Raw genomic sequence first — 16,304 nt, 5'->3', positions numbered from 1 at the left:
ACCATCGAGCCATGACCACGACGCACCAGCACGAGCACGAGCACCCGAGCCAGCACCAGCATCAGCACCCCGCCCGCCACCACGACGTCCTGATCGTCGGGGGCGGCGCGGCCGGACTCAGCGGCGCCCTGACCCTGGCCCGGGCCCGCCGCTCGGTGCTGGTCGTCGACTCCGGCCGGCCGCGCAACGCGCCCGCCGAGGGCATCCACGGCCTGCTCGGCCGCGAGGGCCTGTCGCCCGCCGGGCTGGCCGCCGCCGGCCGGGCCGAAGTCGCCTCGTACGGGGGCGAGTTCCACGACGCGGAGGTGCTGACCGTCCACCGCGAGACGGACGGCGGTTTCCGCGCCGAGCTGTCGGACGGCAGCGCCGTGCACGCCCGCCGCCTGCTTCTGACCACCGGCACCACCGACCTGCTGCCCGAGGTGCCCGGCCTGGCCGAGCGCTGGGGGCGTCAGGTGGTGCACTGCCCGTACTGCCACGGCTGGGAGGTCCGGGACCGGAAGATCGCGGTGCTGGCCACCAACCCGGTGATCGCCGTCCACCAGGCGCTGCTGTGGCGGCAGTGGAGCGCGGACGTCACGCTGCTCGCGCACACCGGCGGGCCGTTCGACGAGCAGCAGCGGCGCGAGCTGGCCGCCCGCGGGGTGGCCGTGGTGCCCGGCGAGGTGGTCGCGCTGCTGCCCGAGAACGAGAACGAGAACGAGGGCAAGGACAAGGGCGAGGGCGAGGGCGAGGGCGAGGGCGAGGGCGAGGGCGAGGGCGAGGGCGAGGGCGAGGGCGAGGGCGAGGACGCCGGGCTGACCGGCGTACGGCTGGCCGACGGCACCGTGGTGGCGTGCGAGGCGCTGGCCGTCGGCACCGAGATGACGGTGACCGCGCCGTTCCTGGCCGACCTGGGCCTGGAGGCCACCGACCTGGTCCGCGAGGGCGTCCGGTTCGCGACCCGGCTGGCCACCACCGACCCGATGGGCGCCACCGGCGTCCCCGGCGTCTGGGCGGCGGGCAACCTGACCGACCCGGCCGCGCAGGTCGCGATCGCCGCCGCGGACGGCCTGCGCGCCGCCGCCGCGATCAACGCCGACCTGGTCGCCGAGGAGACCCGGCTGGCCGTCGACGCGGTCGAGTTCTGGGAGAAGCGGTACGGCGAGAGCGAGCAGATCTGGAGCGGCCGCCCGAACGCCTCGCTGACCGTGCAGGCCACCGGCCTGGAGCCCGGCCGGGCCCTCGACCTGGGCTGCGGCGAGGGCGGGGACGCGATCTGGCTGGCCAAGCAGGGCTGGCGGGTCACCGCCGTCGACCTCTCGCAGGTCGCCCTGGAGCGGGCCGCCGCCCGGGCCGCCGTCGAGGGCGTCGCCGACCGGGTCGACTGGCAGCGCGTCGACCTGGCGCACGCCTTCCCGTCCGGCGCCTACGAGCTGGTCTCGGCGCAGTTCCTGCACTCGCCCGCCGAGTTCCCGCGCGAGCGGGTGCTGCGCCGGGCCGCCGCGGCGGTCGCCCCCGGCGGCACGCTGCTGGTCACCAGCCACGCCGCGTTCCCCGTCAAGCACGACCACCCGCACCCCGACATGCACTTCCCCACCCCGGAGGAGATGCTCGCCTCGCTGCGGCTCGACCCGTCCGCCTGGACCGTCGAGCTCGCCGAGGAGCACGCCCGCCACGACCACCCCGGACACCCCGTCACCGACCCGGACGCCCGCCCGCACCGCGACTCCACCCTGCGCCTGCGCCGCCACGCCTGACCGCCCGGCATGGGAACTGAGTCCCCCCCTCACACCGCCGCAAGAGTGGATCTGTGGCACGGAGTGTGGTCTAGTGGGGGAACTCAGTTCCCTCCCGCGTGAAAGGACAAGGTGGCCGTGAGCTTGAGGATCGTTGTCTGTGTGAAGTACGTGCCCGACGCGACCGGTGACCGTCGCTTCGCGGACGATGCCACCACCGACCGGGAGGGCGTGGACGGCCTCCTGTCGGAGCTGGACGAGTACGGCGTCGAGCAGGCGCTGCGGATCGCGGAGGCCAACGAGGGCGCCGAGGTGACGGTGCTGACCGTGGGCCCCGACGATGCGAAGGACGCGCTGCGCAAGGCGCTGTCGATGGGCGCGGACAAGGCCGTGCACGTCAGTGACGACGGCATCCACGGCACGGACGCGATCGGCACGTCGGCGATCTTGGCGGCGGCGCTGGAGCAGACCGGCTACGACCTGGTGGTGTGCGGGATGGCCTCCACCGACGGGGCGATGGGCGTGCTGCCCGCGCTGCTGGCCGAGCGCCTGGGCGTGCCGCAGGCCACGCTGCTGTCCGAGGTGTCGGTCGCGGGCGGGAAGGTCAGCGGGCGCCGGGACGGCGACAGCGCGACCGAGCAGGTCGAGGCCGCGCTGCCGGCGGTGGTGTCGGTGACCGACCAGTCCGGTGAGGCCCGCTACCCGTCCTTCAAGGGCATCATGGCCGCGAAGAAGAAGCCGGTGGCCTCGCTGGACCTGGACGACCTGGGCATCGACGCCGCCGCGGTGGGCCTGGCCGGCGCCTGGAGCAAGGTCGCCGACGTCACGGCGCGCCCCGCCCGCACCCAGGGCGTGCTGGTGACCGACGAGGGCGAGGGCGGCAAGCAACTCGCCGCCTACCTCGCCCAGCAGAAGTTCATCTGACCGGCCGCCGGGAACACAGGGATACGGAGCAAAAAACACATGAGTGAGATCCTGGTCCTGGTCGACCACGCCGACGGCGCCGTGCGCAAGCCCGCCCTCGAACTGCTGACGCTGGCCCGCCGCCTGGGCACCCCCGCCGCCGTCGTGCTGGGCGCCGGCGACGCGGCCGCGGCCATCGCGGCCAAGGCCGCCGAGTACGGCGCCGCCACCGTCCACACCGCCGACGCCGAGGAGTTCACCACCCAGCTGGTGGTGCCCAAGGTCGACGCCCTCACCCAGATCGCCGAGGCCACCGGCGCCACCGCCGTGCTGCTGACCTCCTCCGGCGAGAACAAGGAGATCGCCGCCCGCACCGCCCTGCGCCTGGGCGCCGGGCTGATCACCGACGCCGTCGACCTCGCCCCCGGCGAGGGCGCCCCGATCGCCACCCAGTCGGTGTTCGCCGCGTCCTTCCAGGTCACCTCGACCGTCACCACCGCCACCGCGGTCATCACCGTCAAGCCCAACAGCACCGCCCCCGAGGCCGCCCCCGCCGCCGGCACCGTCCAGAGCGTGCAGGTGGCGCTGAGCGGCAACGCGGCCACCGTCACCTCCCGCACCCCCCGCACCTCCACCGGCCGCCCCGAGCTCACCGAGGCCGCCATCGTCGTCTCCGGCGGCCGCGGCGTCGGCGCCGCCGACGGCTTCACCGTCGTCGAGGACCTCGCCGACGCCCTCGGCGCCGCCGTCGGCGCCTCCCGCGCCGCCGTCGACGCCGGCTGGTACCCCCACAGCAGCCAGGTCGGCCAGACCGGCAAGCAGGTCTCCCCCCAGCTCTACATCGCCGCCGGCATCTCCGGCGCCATCCAGCACCGCGCCGGCATGCAGACCAGCAAGACCATCATCGCCGTCAACAAGGACCCCGAAGCCCCCATCTTCGAACTCGTCGACTACGGCGTCGTCGGAGACCTCTTCACCGTCCTCCCCCAACTCACCGACCAGGTGAAGACCGGCTGACGGCAGTCGGGTTGACGATCCGTCGACCGCCTCCGCGGGCGACGGGGAAGGGCGCGGCCGCCGGGGCCGCGCCCTTCCGTCATTCCCCGAAGGCCGCCAGCGCCCCGGCGGCGGCCGCCCGCAGTTCCTCGTCCTCGGCGAAGCCGTGCCAGCCGCCGTGGCTGCGCAGCCGCCGGTCCTCGGCGAGGGCGGCGCGCAGCAGCGGGGCGGCGGGGCGGGCGGCGGGGCCGATCCGGGCCAGCTGCCGGACGGCGACCGGCATCACGGGGCGGTGCCGCCCCTGGTCGAGGCCGCGCAGGGCGGCGATCAGGGCCGGGACGGCCGTCCCGGTGTCGCCGGTCGCCGCCCACAGCGCGCTCGCGGCCCGCACCCGGACCCAGTCGCTCCGGTCGGCGGCGCGGACCCGCAGGGGTGCGGCGCAGCGGGCCGCGTGCGGGCCGAGGTCGCCGAGCATCCGCAGCGCGTCGTGGTCGTCCAGGTGGGCGGCGAGGGCGTCGACGGCCGCCTCCGGGTCGCCGCCGAGCCGCCAGCACGCCCAGGCGGCGGTGGCCGCCGCCACGTCCGGGCCGTTCATCCGTGCGGAGATCATCGCCCGGGCGCGTGCGGTGGCGTCGGCGCCGAGCACCGCGGGGCCGAGTCCGGCGAGGGTCTCGGCGGTGACGGCCCACACCCGGTCCTCGGCCAGCCGGGCGAGCAGCCGTTCGACGGCGGCCGGGCTCGCGGCGCCCCAGCCGGTCAGCACCCGGCCGTAGCGGTACACCGTCGACGGGTGCCCGTCCCGGGCGAGCCGCCGCTCGACCACGGGCATCAGGGCGTCCGCCTGCCCGGGCAGCCGGGCCAGCACCTCGGACAGGGCGGGCAGGGTGATCCCCTGGGTGCGGAGGCGCAGTAGGTGGTGGTCGGCGTCGCCGAAGGTCTCGGGGGCGGCGTTCAGCGCGGGTGCGCAGCGCGGGTCGCCGCCCCGGGCGAGGGCCCAGAGCGCGAGGGCGGCGACGGTGGGGTCGGCGTCGTCGAGCAGGGCCGCGATCCGGTCGGCGTGGGGGGTGACGGCCGCCGGGCCGAGGCGGGCGAGCAGGTCGAGGGCGAGCAGGCGTACCTCGGGCTCGGGGTCGTCGAGGTGCGCGGCGAGCGCGGGCAGCAGGTGCGGGGCCGGTGAGCGCCGTTCGGCGAGCAGGTCGCCGGCCTGTTCGAGCGCGGCGGCCCGGTGCGCGGCGTCGGGGTGGTCGCGGAGCAGTGCGCGGACGAACGCCGTGGCCGGTGCGGGTGCGGGGAACAGCCGCCGCGCGCGGCCGTGGACGTGCCCCGGTCCGCCGTCCTCCTCCCAGCGCCGGACTGCGGGGTCGCGCAGCGCGCGAGCGACCAGGTCGGCGTGCCGCGCCGGGAGTCCGAGGTCCTCGGGGGCGAGCGCGAGCAGCGCGCCGAGGCGTTCCTGGAGGTCGCCGTCGGCCAGCAGGGCCCGCAGCATCGCCCGGGCCCCGGGGCCCTGCGGCCCGGCGGGTTCGCGCCGCCGGGCGGCGCCGAGCGCGGTCAGCAGGCAGAGCCGGGTCACCGGGTCGTCCTCGGTGCGCAGGCGGCGCAGCAGCGCGGGCAGCAGGTCCCGGCCGGGGGTGGGGCAGGAGGTGAGCATCCGGGCGGTGTCGCGGCGGATCGCGGGCAGCGGGTCGTCGAGCAGGGCGAGGGTCTGCGGCAGGGCCCGTTCCCAGGCCGCCCACCAGGTGCCGTCGGTGCCGGGCGGGACGTGCGCGGCGGGGCGGCCGGAGAGCATGTCGAGGGTCTCCAGCAGGCTGCGGCGGACGGTCGGCGGCCGCGCCGGGTCGGCGGCCAGGCGCAGCAGGAAGGGCAGGGCGGCGGGGGCCGCCGAGCAGATCCACCCGCCCAGGTGCACCATCCGGTCGTGGATCTCGGCGGCCGCGTCCTCGGCGGCCTCCTCGTCGTCCCCGGCGCAGGCCCGCAGCAGTCCGGGCAGGTCGGCGGCGCTGCCCTGCTCGTGCTTCAGCGCGGCCCATTCGACGGTGTCCAGGTCCTCCCCCATGCCGCGGACCCTAGCACCGGGCGGTCGCTATGATCGTTCACCGACCGTCGGGACGAGGGGGAACCGTGGCCTGGGCCGTACCGCAGCACACCGCCTTCGACGCCAACGAGCGCACCGCCTGGGCGGGGCGCGGTGACGCCTACGCGGCTTCGTTCGGCCGGCTCTGCGCCCGCCCGGTGGGCGAACTGCTGGACGCGGCGGGCGTGTCGGCAGGCAGCCGGGTGCTGGACGTCGGGACGGGGCCGGGCACCGTCGCCGCCGGGGCGGGTGCGCGCGGGGCCCGGGTGACGGCGGTGGACGCCGAGCCGAGCATGCTCGAACTCGCCCGCCGCAACGCGCCGCAGGCCCGTGCGGTGCTCGCCGCGCTCCCAGAACTCCCGTTCGAGGACGGCGAGTTCGACGTGGTGGTGGCCAACTTCGTACTGAACCACGTCGGCCGTCCGCTGGTGGCGCTCGGCGAGCTGCGGCGGGTGCTGCGCCCGGGCGGCCGGATCGCCCTGACCATCTGGTCGGGCAGCCCGGCCCCGGGGCAGACCCTGGTTCCGCGCGCGCTGCGGGCGGCCGGTGCGGTCCGCCCGCCGCACCTGGGGCCGCTGGATCCGGCCGACGACTTCCCGCGCACCACCGACGGCCTGGCCGGGCTGCTCGCCGCCGCGGGGCTGCGCGAAGCGGGCTGCCGCGCCGTCGACTTCGCGCACGCCACGACGGTGGACGAGTGGTGGAGCGGCCCGGCGTCCGGCGTGGCCACCGTCGGGCTGACCCTGCTCGCCCAGCCGCCGGAGATCCGGGCCGCGGCCCGCGGCCACTACGAGCGGCTGGCCGGGGAGTTCCGCACCGGCCCGGCGGGCGGCGATGCCCTGCTGCTGCCGCACAGCGCGCTGCTGGCGAGCGCCGTCCGCTAGGGCCGGTCCGGCCCCGAGGCGGCGGCGCGTTCACCAGTCGCGGGGCGCGACCAGTTCCTCCAGGTCGGCGTCCGGGAAGCCGTAGGCCCGCGCGAGGTGGTCGAAGTCCACGGCGATGGTGTCCCGGGCGACGGTCTCGATCTCGCTGTCGGCCGCTTCGAACTCCTCCGCCAGCAGGTTGAACTCCTCCGTGGCGGCGTGCGTCAGTACGTACAACTGCGCGAGGTCGCGCGGCGGTTCGGCCTCGATCCGCTCGCACAGCGCGTGCAGGATGTCGCCGCCCCTGGCGACCAGGTGCGCCGGGTAGTAGCCGTCGCCGCGCATCGGGCGGAGGAACTCGTACCCCGCCATCCGCTCGTTGGTGATCGCCATCCGCCGCCGCTCCGTCCGTCCGTGGGGTTCTTCCGGCCGATCATGCCCCCGGGCACCGACAACCGGAACTGACAACCAGGCGCTGACGACCGGGCACCGGCGGGCGGGCACTGACGACCGGGCACCGGCAGAGCTACCGGAGGGCAACTACCCACGCCCCTCGGCGGGGTCGCGCAGCAGGTCGTCGACGTCCCGGCGCGGGGTGGGCGCCCCGGGCGGGCCGTAGCCGACCCGCAGCACCACCTGCACGGTGCCGATGCCGCTCTCCGGGTCGCGCAACCGCCAACGGGTGTCCGGGAGTTCGACGGCCTGGTGGAGCACCGAGACCCGCAGCCCGCGGGCGGTGGCCACCAGCCACACCCGTTCCATCGCCTGTCCGGCCCGCAGCCAGTCCGCCGCCGTGTCGCCCCGGGTGGCGAGCGTCGCGACCTGCGGCAGCGCCTCGAAGCGCTGCGCGTGCGCGGGCCCGTGCCCGGCGAAGTCCCGTACCGGAACCCGGACTTCGTGGTCCTGTGGCCCGAGGGCGCGCTCCGGGACGCCGTCCCGGGCCGGTGCGGCCCGCACCCAGCCGTCGGTCTCGGCCCGGCGGGCGGCGTCCCCGGCGATCCGGGCCTCGGCCTCCGCGGTCAGCGCCAGCACCCGACGCGCGCCGTCCTCCTCCAGCACGTCCAGCACGGTGTCCTCGTCGGCGGCGGCCTCGATCAGCTCGCCGATCACCGCCTCCGGCACGTCCCGGTTCCCGAACGGTTCGCGGCTGGAGTGCCGTCGGCCGATCTCCTCGGCCAACTCGGCGAGTTCGCAGGGCGCTCCGCGCGGCCCGAAGCGCACCACCGCGACCGGCCGGTCGTCGCCGATCGGCTCCGGCATCAGGTCCAACTCCTCGACGGGGAGCCCGAGTCGGGCCGCCGCCACCCGCAGGTTGAACAGCGCCGCGCCGACCGACACCAGCATGGCCCGCCCGTCCGGGTCGGCCAGCGGCACCGCCCGCGCCGGGTCGGCGTACACCAGCACGCCGGGCCCGTCCGCGGTCGGCCGGAACCGCCACGGCTGCGTGTTGTGCAGCGAGGGCGCCGCCCCGGCCGCCGCCACCAGTGCCCGCAGTTCCGCCGCGCTCGGTCCGGCCGGCGCCCCGTCCACCGGGCCGCCCGGCATTGCGGGTGCCGTCCTCGCCGGCACCGTCGACTCGGTCATCGCGGATCACTCCTCGCCGCATCCTCGTCGCGTCCCACGCCTTCCGTGCCTCGATCCTGCTCCCGCCCGCGTCCCGCCCGGTAGGGCCCAAAGACCCGGGGCGGGCGACCTCCGCCCCCTGTGCCGGCTTCCCGCGTCGGTGCCCGCCCCGGCCGCCGCCGCTGGCGTACCGTACGGACCATGGAATTCCGCCACCTGGGCCGCAGCGGCCTGATCATCAGCGAGATCGCGTACGGGAACTGGCTCACCCACGGTTCGCAGGTCGAGGAGGACACCGCGGCCGCGTGCATCCGGGCCGCCCTCGACGCGGGCATCACCACCTTCGACACCGCCGACGTGTACGCCGAGACCCGCGCCGAGTCGGTCCTCGGACGGGCGCTCAAGGGGGAGCGCCGCGAGGGGTTGGAGATCCTCACCAAGGTGTTCTGGCCGACCGGGCCCGGCCGCAACGACCGGGGGCTGGGGCGCAAGCACGTCCTGGAGTCGATCGACGGCTCGCTGCGCCGCCTGCAGACCGACTACGTGGACGTCTACCAGGCCCACCGCTACGACCCCTCCACCCCGCTGGAGGAGACCATGGAGGCGTTCGCCGACGTGGTCCGCTCCGGCAAGGCCCTGTACATCGGCGTCTCCGAGTGGACCGCCGAGCAGATCCGGGCCGGCCACGCGCTGGCCCGCGAGCTGCGCGTCCCGTTCGTCTCCAGCCAGCCGCAGTACAGCGCGCTGTGGCGGGTCATCGAGGGTGAAGTGGTGCCCACCTGCGAGGAGTTGGGCATCGGCCAGGTGGTCTGGTCGCCGATCGCGCAGGGCGTGCTGACCGGCAAGTACAAGCCGGGCGCCGAGCCGCCGGCCGGCTCCCGGGCCACCGACGAGAAGGGCGGCGCGAACTTCGTGGCGCGCTGGCTGCGGCCCGAAGTCCTGGAGCGCGTCCAGCAGTTGCAGCCGCTCGCCGCGGAGGCCGGGCTCTCGCTCGCCCAACTCGCCGTCGCCTGGGTGCTGCAGAACCCGAACGTGTCCGCCGCCATCATCGGCGCCTCCCGCCCCGAGCAGGTCACCGAGAACGTGAAGGCCGCGGGCGTCAAGCTGGAGCCCGCGCTGCTCGCCCGGATGGACGAGATCCTGTCGCCCGTCGCCGAGTTCGACCCGGCCCGGACGGCGGAGAACGCTCCCAAGACCCGCCCCTGAACCGTCCCTGATCCACCCCTGAACCGCCCCTGGCCCGCCCCCGGCGGGCGGCCGCCGGAAGGAACCCTCCGACGGCCGCCCGCCTCGCACACACCGAGAATCCGCCGACTCACCGCGGCAGTTCGCCCCCGTCCCCCGGCCCCACCTCCGGCAGCCCGTCCGGGCCCGCCCGGTCCGCCCGGTCCACCCGGTCCGCCGTCGGCACCTCCTGCTGGGCCCAGATGGTCTTGCCGTGCCGGGCGAACCTGGTCCCCCAGCGCTGCGCCAACTGCCCGATGATGAACAGCCCGCGGCCGCCCTCGTCGGTGGACTTGGCCCGCCGCAGGTGCGGGGTACTGTCCGAGCTGTCCGACACCTCGCAGATCAGGCCCCGGTCGTTGATCAGCCGCAGCCGGATCGGCGACTTCCCGTACCGGATGGCGTTGGTCACCAGCTCGCTGACGATCAGGTCGGTGGAGAACTCCAGTTCCTCCAACCCCCAGGCGGCGAGCTGGTGTTCGGCCAGCCGCCGGGCGGTGCGGACCACCGCCGGGTCCTCCGGCAGGGTCCACACCGCGACCTTGTCGTCCGGCAGCCCCATGGTGCGCACCAGCAGCAGCACCGCGTCCTCGCGCTGCCGTTCGGGCAGCAGCGCGTACACCGCCTGGTCGCACAGCTGCGACAGCTCCTCCTCCCCGGCGCGGGCCAGCACCCGTTGCAGGACGGCCCGCCGCCCCTCCCCCGGCCCGGTCGGCAGCATCTCGTCCAGGCCGCCACGCTCCGGGCCACCGCGCCCCGGACCACCGCGCCCCGGGCCACCACCGCCCGCCCGCCCGGCCGGGTGCTCCGCAGCACGCCCGTCCCGGTGCCCGGCGGCGCGGTGCGGCGGCCCGGACATCAGCCCGCTGGTGTACAGCGCCAGGACGCTGCCGACCGGCAGTTCCGCGATCCGCGTCTCGTAGCAGCCGTCGCCGCAGCCCAGCGGCAGGCCGGGTTCCACCGGGAACGGCACCGGCACGCCGTCGGGGCCGACCACCACCGGCCCGGGGTGCCCGGCCGAGGCCGCCGTGCAGGTCCGGCCGATCGGGTCGTAGACCAGGTACAGGCAGGACGCCAGCCCGTCCGGCAGGCCGGCCGCGCCGGCGGGCAGGCTGCCCTGCTGCTCGTGGGTGAGGACCCGGGCCGCGTCGTCCAGCCGCACCAGCAGTTCGTCGGGTTGCAGGTCCTGGACGGCCAGCGTGCGCAGCGCGGTGCGGACCTGGCCCATCACGGCGGCGGCCTCGATGCCGGTGCCGGTGACCGAGCCGATCGCCAGGCCGACCCGGGCGGCGGACAGCGGCACCACGTCGTACCAGTCGCCGCCCGGCCCGACCACGCCGGGCAGGTACACCTGCGCGCTCTGCACCGCGCTCAGTCCGGCCGGTTCCCGGGGCAGCAGCTGGCGCTGGAGCGTGGTGGCGATCGAGCGCTCGCGCGCGTAGCTACGCGCCTTGTCGATGGACATCGCGCCGCGCGCGGCCAGTTCGACGGCCAGTTCCAGGTCGTCCTGGTCGAACGGTTCGGTCCGCCGGTGCCGGTACAGCGCCAGCACGCCCAGCACGGCGTCGTGCACCACCAGCGGCGCGACGATCATCGAGTGCACGCCGAGCCCGGTCAGCCGGAGCGCCCGCTCCGGGTCGGCGGCCAGCCACTCCTCGTCCCCGCCGAGGCCGCGCACCAGCCGGGCCCGCCCGTCCACCAGCGCCTGGCTGTACGGCGTGGGCGCCCCGTACGTGGACAGCGCGCCGTGCGGGACGGGCCCGGGCGAGGGGCCGGCGGGGCCGGTGCCGTGGACGAAGCGGTAGGCGGCCCGGCGCAGCGGTGCGCCGGGGTCGATCGGGCCGGTGCGCAGCGGCAGTCCGCGCAGTGGCTCGTCGAGCAGGTCGACGGTGGCGGAGTCGGCGAAGCGCGGGACGGCGACGTCGGTGAGTTCCTGGGCGGAGCCGATGGCGTCGAGGGAGGCGCCGAGGCGGCGGTGGGCGCTGTGCAGGATGTCGAGCCGGTCGAGGGCGGTCTGCCGGTCGGTGACGTCCTCGACGGCGGCGACCAGGTAGGGGCGGCCGGTGTCGGAGACGATCCGGAAGAAGGAGATCGCGCCGACCATCTCGCGCCCGGGGTCGGTGGGCATCCGGCCGCGCACCAGGTGTTCGCGGACGTAGCCGCCGTCCTGGAGGGCCTGGCGGGCGAGTTCCTCGAGTTCGACCGGGTCGAAGCCGGGGGCGAAGTCGGCGGGCTGGTGGCCGACGATGTCGGTGCTGGGCATGCCGCGCACGCCGCGGGCGGCGGTGTTGTAGCGGATCACCCGCAGGTCGTGGTCGAGCAGGTACAGGCCGAGCGGGGCCTGGGCGAACAGGGCGTCGAGCAGCGCGGCGTCGACGTGGTCGCCCTGGCCGCTGCCGGTGGGCGTGCCGCCGCTCGCCGGTCCGCCGCTCGCCGGTCCGCCGTTCGCCGGTCCGCCGTTCGCCGGTTCGCCGTTCCCCGGTGCCGTCTCCTCCACCACGCCGTCCGCCTCCCCGTCCGCGGCGCCGCCGCTGTCACCGTTCCCGTTGCCGTTGCCGTTCCCGTTGCCGTTCCCGTTGCCGTTCTCGCCGCCGCCGCTGCTAGCGCTGCCGCCGCGCCGGTCCTCCCGGTAGCCGTCCACGCCGTCCCCACCGTCCACGCCGTCCCTCCGGCTTCGACTCCGACTCCGCATCGCGCCCCCGTCCGCCTGCCGGCGGCCCTGCTCCTCGTCCCCGGGCCCGTTCACGGCCGTCCCCCTCGCTTCGGCGGGCGGAGGGCGCCGGGTGGCGGCGGGTCCGGCCGGAAGGCGATCACCGCGATGTCGTCGCGGATGTCGGCGACGCTGGCGACCAGGTGCTCGCAGAACTCGGCGAGCGGTCTGCGGCGGGCGGCGGCGGCGGTTTCGCAGAGCCGGGCGATGCCGACGCCGAGGTGTTCGCCGGGTACTTCGACCAGCCCGTCGGTGTAGAACAGCAGGGTCTCGCCGGGCCCGACGGGGTGCCGGTGGGTGACCCGGGGCCGGCCCGGGTCCACGCACAGCGGGACGTCGGCGTCCTCGGCGGACAGCAGCCGGGGCGGTCCGTCGACGGGGAGCAGCACGGGCGGCGGGTGTCCGGCGTTGGTCCACTCCATCTCCCAGCCGCCGTCCGCGCCGTGCCGCACCAGCCGGGCGTGCACGGCGGTGGCGAAGCTGCCGACGCCCAGTCCCTCGGCGGCGGTGTCGAGTTCGCGCAGCGTGTCGGCGGGGGTGTGGGCCTGGCCGCGGGTGTAGGCGATGGAACGGAGCATGGCGCGCAGCTGGCCCATGGTGGTGGCGGCGGCGAGGTCGTGTCCGGCGACGTCGCCGATGGTCATGGCGAGCGAGCCGTCGGGGAGGACGAAGGCGTCGTACCAGTCGCCGCCGACCTCGGCGTTGCGGCTGCCGGGCTGGTAACGGGCGGCGACGGCGGCGCCGCCGAGGGAGGGCGGGGTGGTGAGCAGGGCGCGTTGCAGGACGACGGCGGCGTGCCGGGCGCGTTGCAGGGCGAGGGCCTGGCGCAGCGGTGCCTGGGCGCGTTGCAGGACTTCGTGCTGGAGGTCGATGTCGGCGGGGGCGGGCGGGGGCGCGTCCTCGCACCCGGCGGTGGCGGCGAGGGCGACGACGGCGCCGTCGACGACGATGGGCAGCAGGGTGAGGCTGGTGGCGCGGGCGTCGTACAGCCAGCGGGCGGAGATCTCGGGGACGGCGCCGTCGGGGACGTTCCCGTCGGTGATCTCCAGCAGGGTGGGGGCGCGGTCGGTGACGGCCTGCCGGGCGCGGTCGCCGAGGGTGAAGGTCTGCCGGTCGAGCGGGGGCAGCGGGGGCAGTCCGGGGCGGGCGACGGAGGCGATCCGGGTGGCGGTGACCTCTCCGTCGGCGGCGTCGGGCCCGGGCAGCAGGTAGACGGCGCACACGTCGGTGAGGTCGGGGACGAGGGTGGCGGCGAGGGCGGCGAAGGCGTCCTCGGCGCGTTCGGCCTCGGTGACGGCGCCGGCCCGGGCGAGCAGGCGTTCGCGCAGGCGGCCGCGCCACTGGTCCTCGATGTCGGCGGTGGTGCCGATCCATTCGGGGCCGCGGCCCTCGCGCAGGACGGGGACGGCGCGGGAGCGGATGTGCCGGTAGCCGCCGGTGGCGCTGCGCACCCGCAGGGTGTGTTCGAAGACGGGGGGCAGGTCGCGGACGGCGGCGGCCCAGCGGGCGGCGGCGTCGGCGCGGTCCTGGGGGTGGACGACGTCGAGCCAGCGGTGGCGGTCGGCGGTCGTTCCGGGGAGGGGCTGGCCGGTGAGCTCCTCCCAGCCGGGCACGAGTTCGCTGACGGTGCCGTCGGCGCGGGCGACCCAGACCATCTGGGCGGCGGCGGCCATCAGCGCCTCGTAGCGCTGGAGCGCTTCGAGCCGTTCGGCGGACTGGCGTTCGGCTTCGAGTGCGGAGTGCAGTTCGGCGGTGGTGTCGATGGCGGCGGCGAGGATGCCGGGGCCGTACCGGGTGGCGGCGGGCGAGCAGGAGTAGACGAAGTGCCGGTGGGCGGGGGCGCCGGTGGGGCAGGCGAGGGTGCGGTGGGCGGTGACCTGCCGGGCGCTGCCGTCGGCGAGGACGGCGTCGAGGGTGGCGAGGAAGCGTTCGCTGCCGGGGTCGGTGAAGGCCTCGCGGGCGGGGGCGCCGAGCGGGCGGTCGCCGAACAGGTCGCGGAAGGCCTCGTTGTAGTAGACCATCCGGTGTTCGGGGCCCGCGGTCAGGGCGATCGCGACGACGGCGCGGTCGAACACCTCGGGTGTCAGTTGCGGTTCCGGCACCCCGGTGTCCTCCTCGTGTCGGCTCGTCGGTCCCGTCCGCCCCGGCTGTCCCGGCTGTCCGGCCCGGGCCGTCGGCCCGTCGGCGGGGTCGGCGGCGGGGTCGGCGGCGGGGTCGGGGGCGGCCTTCCGGCGGGTGCGCGCGTCGGCCCGGGCCGGCGCGGGTGGGGTTCCCGCTCCGGCCCGGGCTGCGTGCGTGCGCCGTCCGATGTCCGTGGTCCGTCCGTAGGCTCGCCGGTCCGTCCGCGCGGGCTCAGGCGAGCAGCTTCTGCTTGGCCCTCTCGAACTCCTCGGTGGAGATCGCGCCGCTGTTCTTCAGGTCGGCGAGGCGGGCGAGTTCGTCGACGTGCCGGGGCCCGGCGTTCTGGTCCTCGGTTCCGGCGGCCTTCCTGATGTAGTCCTGGAAGTCGCCCTCGGCCTTGGCGGCGAGGGCCCGGTCGCGTTGGCCCATCTCCTTGCCGCGGGCGATCAGGTACACCAGGACGCCGAGGTAGGGCAGCACGATCACGAAGATCGTCCAGCCGGCCTTGCCCCATCCGCCCATGTCGTGGCTGCGGAAGATGTCCGTCAGCACCTTGAACATCAGGAAGAACCACAGGATCCACAGGAACAGCCAGAGCATGGTCCAGAACAGGTTGAGCGCCGGGTAGTCGTCCATCGACTGGCTCCCTTCCACAGGTCCTTCGAGTGGTATCACCACATTCCGGACATCGCATGTCGGCAGCCGCCCCCTGCACGCCGCCCGCGCGCTTCCCGCGCCCCTCCCGCGCGCCCCTCCCCCGCTCCCGGAGCGCGAGCGGCCACCCGCCGGGCGAGGATGTGAGCGGGTGTCAGGTTCGACGGCTCGGGAGGCGCGGATGGACGGCGGGCGGGCGGTGCGTCCGGACGGGGGCAGCCAGGAGGCGGCGCCGCTGGAGCGGGTGACCGCGCTGCTGGCGCGGCTGACCGGGATGCTGCTGGCGGCCAGCGGCGAGGGCGCCTCGGAGATCGAGCAGGCGGTGGCGCAGGTCGCGACGGGTTTCGGCGCCCGCACCTCGATGGTGCTGGTCCCGGACGGCGCGACGCTGACCGTCTCCCTGGGCGGGGGCACCGAGACGGTCGCGGTGCGGGCCTTCCCGGACGTCGCCCGGCTGGACCGGGTCGCCGCGCTCAAGCCCTGGGCGCACCGGGTCTCGCTGGGCGGCACCCCCCTCGCCGAGGCGGAGCGGCGGCTGGCGGCGATCGACGACTCGCCCGCCCCGTACCCGTGGTGGCTGAAGGGCCTGGGCATCGTGCTGTTCTCGGTGGGTTTCGCGCCGCTGATGCAGCCGACCTGGTACGAGATCGGCAGCACGGCGGTGCTGGGCCTGGTCACGGCGGTGCTGGCGGTGGCGGCGGGGCGGTGGCCGCGGCTGTCGCGGGTGCTGCCGCTGGTGGCGTCGGCGGCGGTGTCGGTGCTGGTGCTGGAGGTGTTCGCGCGGACCCCGGCGCACGGCGGGGCGGTGCTGCTGATGCTCCCGGCGCTGTTCTACTTCGTCCCCGGCGACCTGCTGTCGGCGGCGGCCGCCGAACTGGCCGCCGGGTTCCTCACCACGGGCGCGGTGCGCCTGGTGTACGCGGTGTTCCTGCTGCTGCAGCTGTACCTGGGCGTGATGCTCGGGGTGTACGCCACCGGCGGCGACACCTCGGCGCTGTTCGACCTGGCGGCGCACGCCGACCTGCCGCGCTGGGCGACGTTCCTGTCCTGGGTGCTGTTCACGGTCGGCACGGTGCTCGCCTTCGCGGTGCCGTGGCGGCTGCTGCTGCCGTTGCTGGGGACGGTGTACCTGACGGTGGCGGTGCAGTCGGGGGCGACCAAGCTGGTGGGCGAGGTCGGCGGGACGTTCGTGGCCGCCGCGGTGCTGGGCGCGCTGGCCACGCTGGTGGCCCGCGGGCCGGACCGGCCGCCGCGGCTGCTGCTGGCACTGCCCGGGTTCTTCACCCTGACGGTGGGCTCGCTGGGCATGCGCGGCCTGACCAGCCTGGCCGGGGGCCATCCGGTGCGGGGCTTCCACGACCTGCTGTCGATGGTGACCACGGTGGTGGCGATCTCGGTGGGCCTGCTGCTGGGCGCGGTGCTGGCCCAGCGCCCGCGGCCGCTGCCCTGAGACACCCTGGCGCCCTGGCGCCCCGGGGCCG

The 16,304-nt window shown here is 76.1% G+C and carries 12 protein-coding genes; 6 read left to right on the top strand and 6 right to left on the bottom strand.

The annotated features are described in order from the left end of the window. The first annotated feature begins 11 nt into the window (after positions 1 to 11). The 3 genes from HUT16_RS32690 to HUT16_RS32680 all read left to right on the top strand — a co-directional run bounded on the left by HUT16_RS32690 (position 12) and on the right by HUT16_RS32680 (position 3,638). On the top strand, positions 12 to 1,739 hold the full coding sequence (locus tag HUT16_RS32690) for an SAM-dependent methyltransferase (RefSeq protein ID WP_176191618.1): 1,728 nt from the start codon (positions 12 to 14) through the stop codon (positions 1,737 to 1,739). Positions 1,740 to 1,856: 117 nt separating this feature from the next. Beyond that, complete coding sequence (locus tag HUT16_RS32685; RefSeq protein ID WP_217712037.1) at positions 1,857 to 2,642, top strand: electron transfer flavoprotein subunit beta/FixA family protein; 786 nt, start codon at positions 1,857 to 1,859, stop codon at positions 2,640 to 2,642. Positions 2,643 to 2,681: 39 nt separating this feature from the next. Then, entirely contained in the window at positions 2,682 to 3,638 is a 957-nt protein-coding gene (locus tag HUT16_RS32680) for an electron transfer flavoprotein subunit alpha/FixB family protein (RefSeq protein WP_176191617.1), read from the top strand. Positions 3,639 to 3,717: 79 nt separating this feature from the next. Here HUT16_RS32680 and HUT16_RS32675 read toward each other — a convergent pair whose 3' ends face one another. Then, positions 3,718 to 5,670, bottom strand: a complete 1,953-nt coding sequence (locus tag HUT16_RS32675; protein ID WP_176191616.1) for a hypothetical protein — start codon at positions 5,668 to 5,670, stop codon at positions 3,718 to 3,720. Positions 5,671 to 5,699: 29 nt separating this feature from the next. Here HUT16_RS32675 and HUT16_RS32670 point away from each other — a divergent pair, with 29 nt between their 5' ends. After that, positions 5,700 to 6,572 carry a class I SAM-dependent methyltransferase gene (locus HUT16_RS32670; RefSeq protein ID WP_176191615.1) on the top strand — a complete coding sequence of 291 codons (873 nt, stop codon included), beginning with the start codon at positions 5,700 to 5,702 and terminating at the stop codon, positions 6,570 to 6,572. 30 nt (positions 6,573 to 6,602) lie between these two features. On the opposite strand, the gene HUT16_RS32665 is transcribed toward HUT16_RS32670, so the two are convergent. Further along, on the bottom strand, positions 6,603 to 6,944 hold the full coding sequence (locus tag HUT16_RS32665) for a DUF5713 family protein (protein ID WP_176191614.1): 342 nt from the start codon (positions 6,942 to 6,944) through the stop codon (positions 6,603 to 6,605). A 147-nt stretch (positions 6,945 to 7,091) separates the two neighbouring features. Next, entirely contained in the window at positions 7,092 to 8,135 is a 1,044-nt protein-coding gene (locus HUT16_RS32660) for a hypothetical protein (RefSeq protein ID WP_254898096.1), read from the bottom strand. 180 nt (positions 8,136 to 8,315) lie between these two features. On the opposite strand from HUT16_RS32660, the gene HUT16_RS32655 reads away from it, so the two are divergent. After that, positions 8,316 to 9,320 (top strand): aldo/keto reductase family protein, encoded by a 1,005-nt coding sequence (locus HUT16_RS32655; protein WP_176191613.1) that lies wholly within the window; start codon positions 8,316 to 8,318, stop codon positions 9,318 to 9,320. Positions 9,321 to 9,429: 109 nt separating this feature from the next. Here HUT16_RS32655 and HUT16_RS32650 read toward each other — a convergent pair whose 3' ends face one another. From HUT16_RS32650 to HUT16_RS32640, 3 genes are all read right to left on the bottom strand, one after another. Next, positions 9,430 to 11,997, bottom strand: a complete 2,568-nt coding sequence (locus tag HUT16_RS32650) for a SpoIIE family protein phosphatase (RefSeq protein ID WP_254898095.1) — start codon at positions 11,995 to 11,997, stop codon at positions 9,430 to 9,432. Between the two features lie 83 nt (positions 11,998 to 12,080). After that, positions 12,081 to 14,150, bottom strand: coding sequence for a SpoIIE family protein phosphatase (locus HUT16_RS32645; protein ID WP_176191612.1), 2,070 nt, complete (start codon positions 14,148 to 14,150; stop codon positions 12,081 to 12,083). A 250-nt stretch (positions 14,151 to 14,400) separates the two neighbouring features. After that, positions 14,401 to 14,805 carry an SHOCT domain-containing protein gene (locus HUT16_RS32640; protein WP_176191611.1) on the bottom strand — a complete coding sequence of 135 codons (405 nt, stop codon included), beginning with the start codon at positions 14,803 to 14,805 and terminating at the stop codon, positions 14,401 to 14,403. Positions 14,806 to 14,974: 169 nt separating this feature from the next. On the opposite strand from HUT16_RS32640, the gene HUT16_RS32635 reads away from it, so the two are divergent. Beyond that, the gene (locus HUT16_RS32635) at positions 14,975 to 16,273 is read left to right on the top strand and encodes a threonine/serine exporter ThrE family protein (protein ID WP_254898094.1); all 1,299 of its coding nucleotides are present in this window, start codon (positions 14,975 to 14,977) and stop codon (positions 16,271 to 16,273) included. Positions 16,274 to 16,304 lie beyond the last annotated feature (31 nt).

The organism is Kitasatospora sp. NA04385, assembly GCF_013364235.1.
GTDB lineage: Bacteria > Actinomycetota > Actinomycetes > Streptomycetales > Streptomycetaceae > Kitasatospora.
This window is presented reverse-complemented; position numbering and strand designations above follow the sequence as displayed.

Coding starts and splice junctions, on each gene's coding strand:
- HUT16_RS32665 (WP_176191614.1), bottom strand. CDS start 6,944: ATGGCGATCACCAACGAGCGGATGGCGGGGTACGAGTTCCTCCGCCCG.
- HUT16_RS32675 (WP_176191616.1), bottom strand. CDS start 5,670: ATGGGGGAGGACCTGGACACCGTCGAATGGGCCGCGCTGAAGCACGAG.
- HUT16_RS32640 (WP_176191611.1), bottom strand. CDS start 14,805: ATGGACGACTACCCGGCGCTCAACCTGTTCTGGACCATGCTCTGGCTG.
- HUT16_RS32690 (WP_176191618.1), top strand. CDS start 12: ATGACCACGACGCACCAGCACGAGCACGAGCACCCGAGCCAGCACCAG.
- HUT16_RS32680 (WP_176191617.1), top strand. CDS start 2,682: ATGAGTGAGATCCTGGTCCTGGTCGACCACGCCGACGGCGCCGTGCGC.
- HUT16_RS32660 (WP_254898096.1), bottom strand. CDS start 8,135: ATGACCGAGTCGACGGTGCCGGCGAGGACGGCACCCGCAATGCCGGGC.
- HUT16_RS32670 (WP_176191615.1), top strand. CDS start 5,700: ATGATCGTTCACCGACCGTCGGGACGAGGGGGAACCGTGGCCTGGGCC.
- HUT16_RS32655 (WP_176191613.1), top strand. CDS start 8,316: ATGGAATTCCGCCACCTGGGCCGCAGCGGCCTGATCATCAGCGAGATC.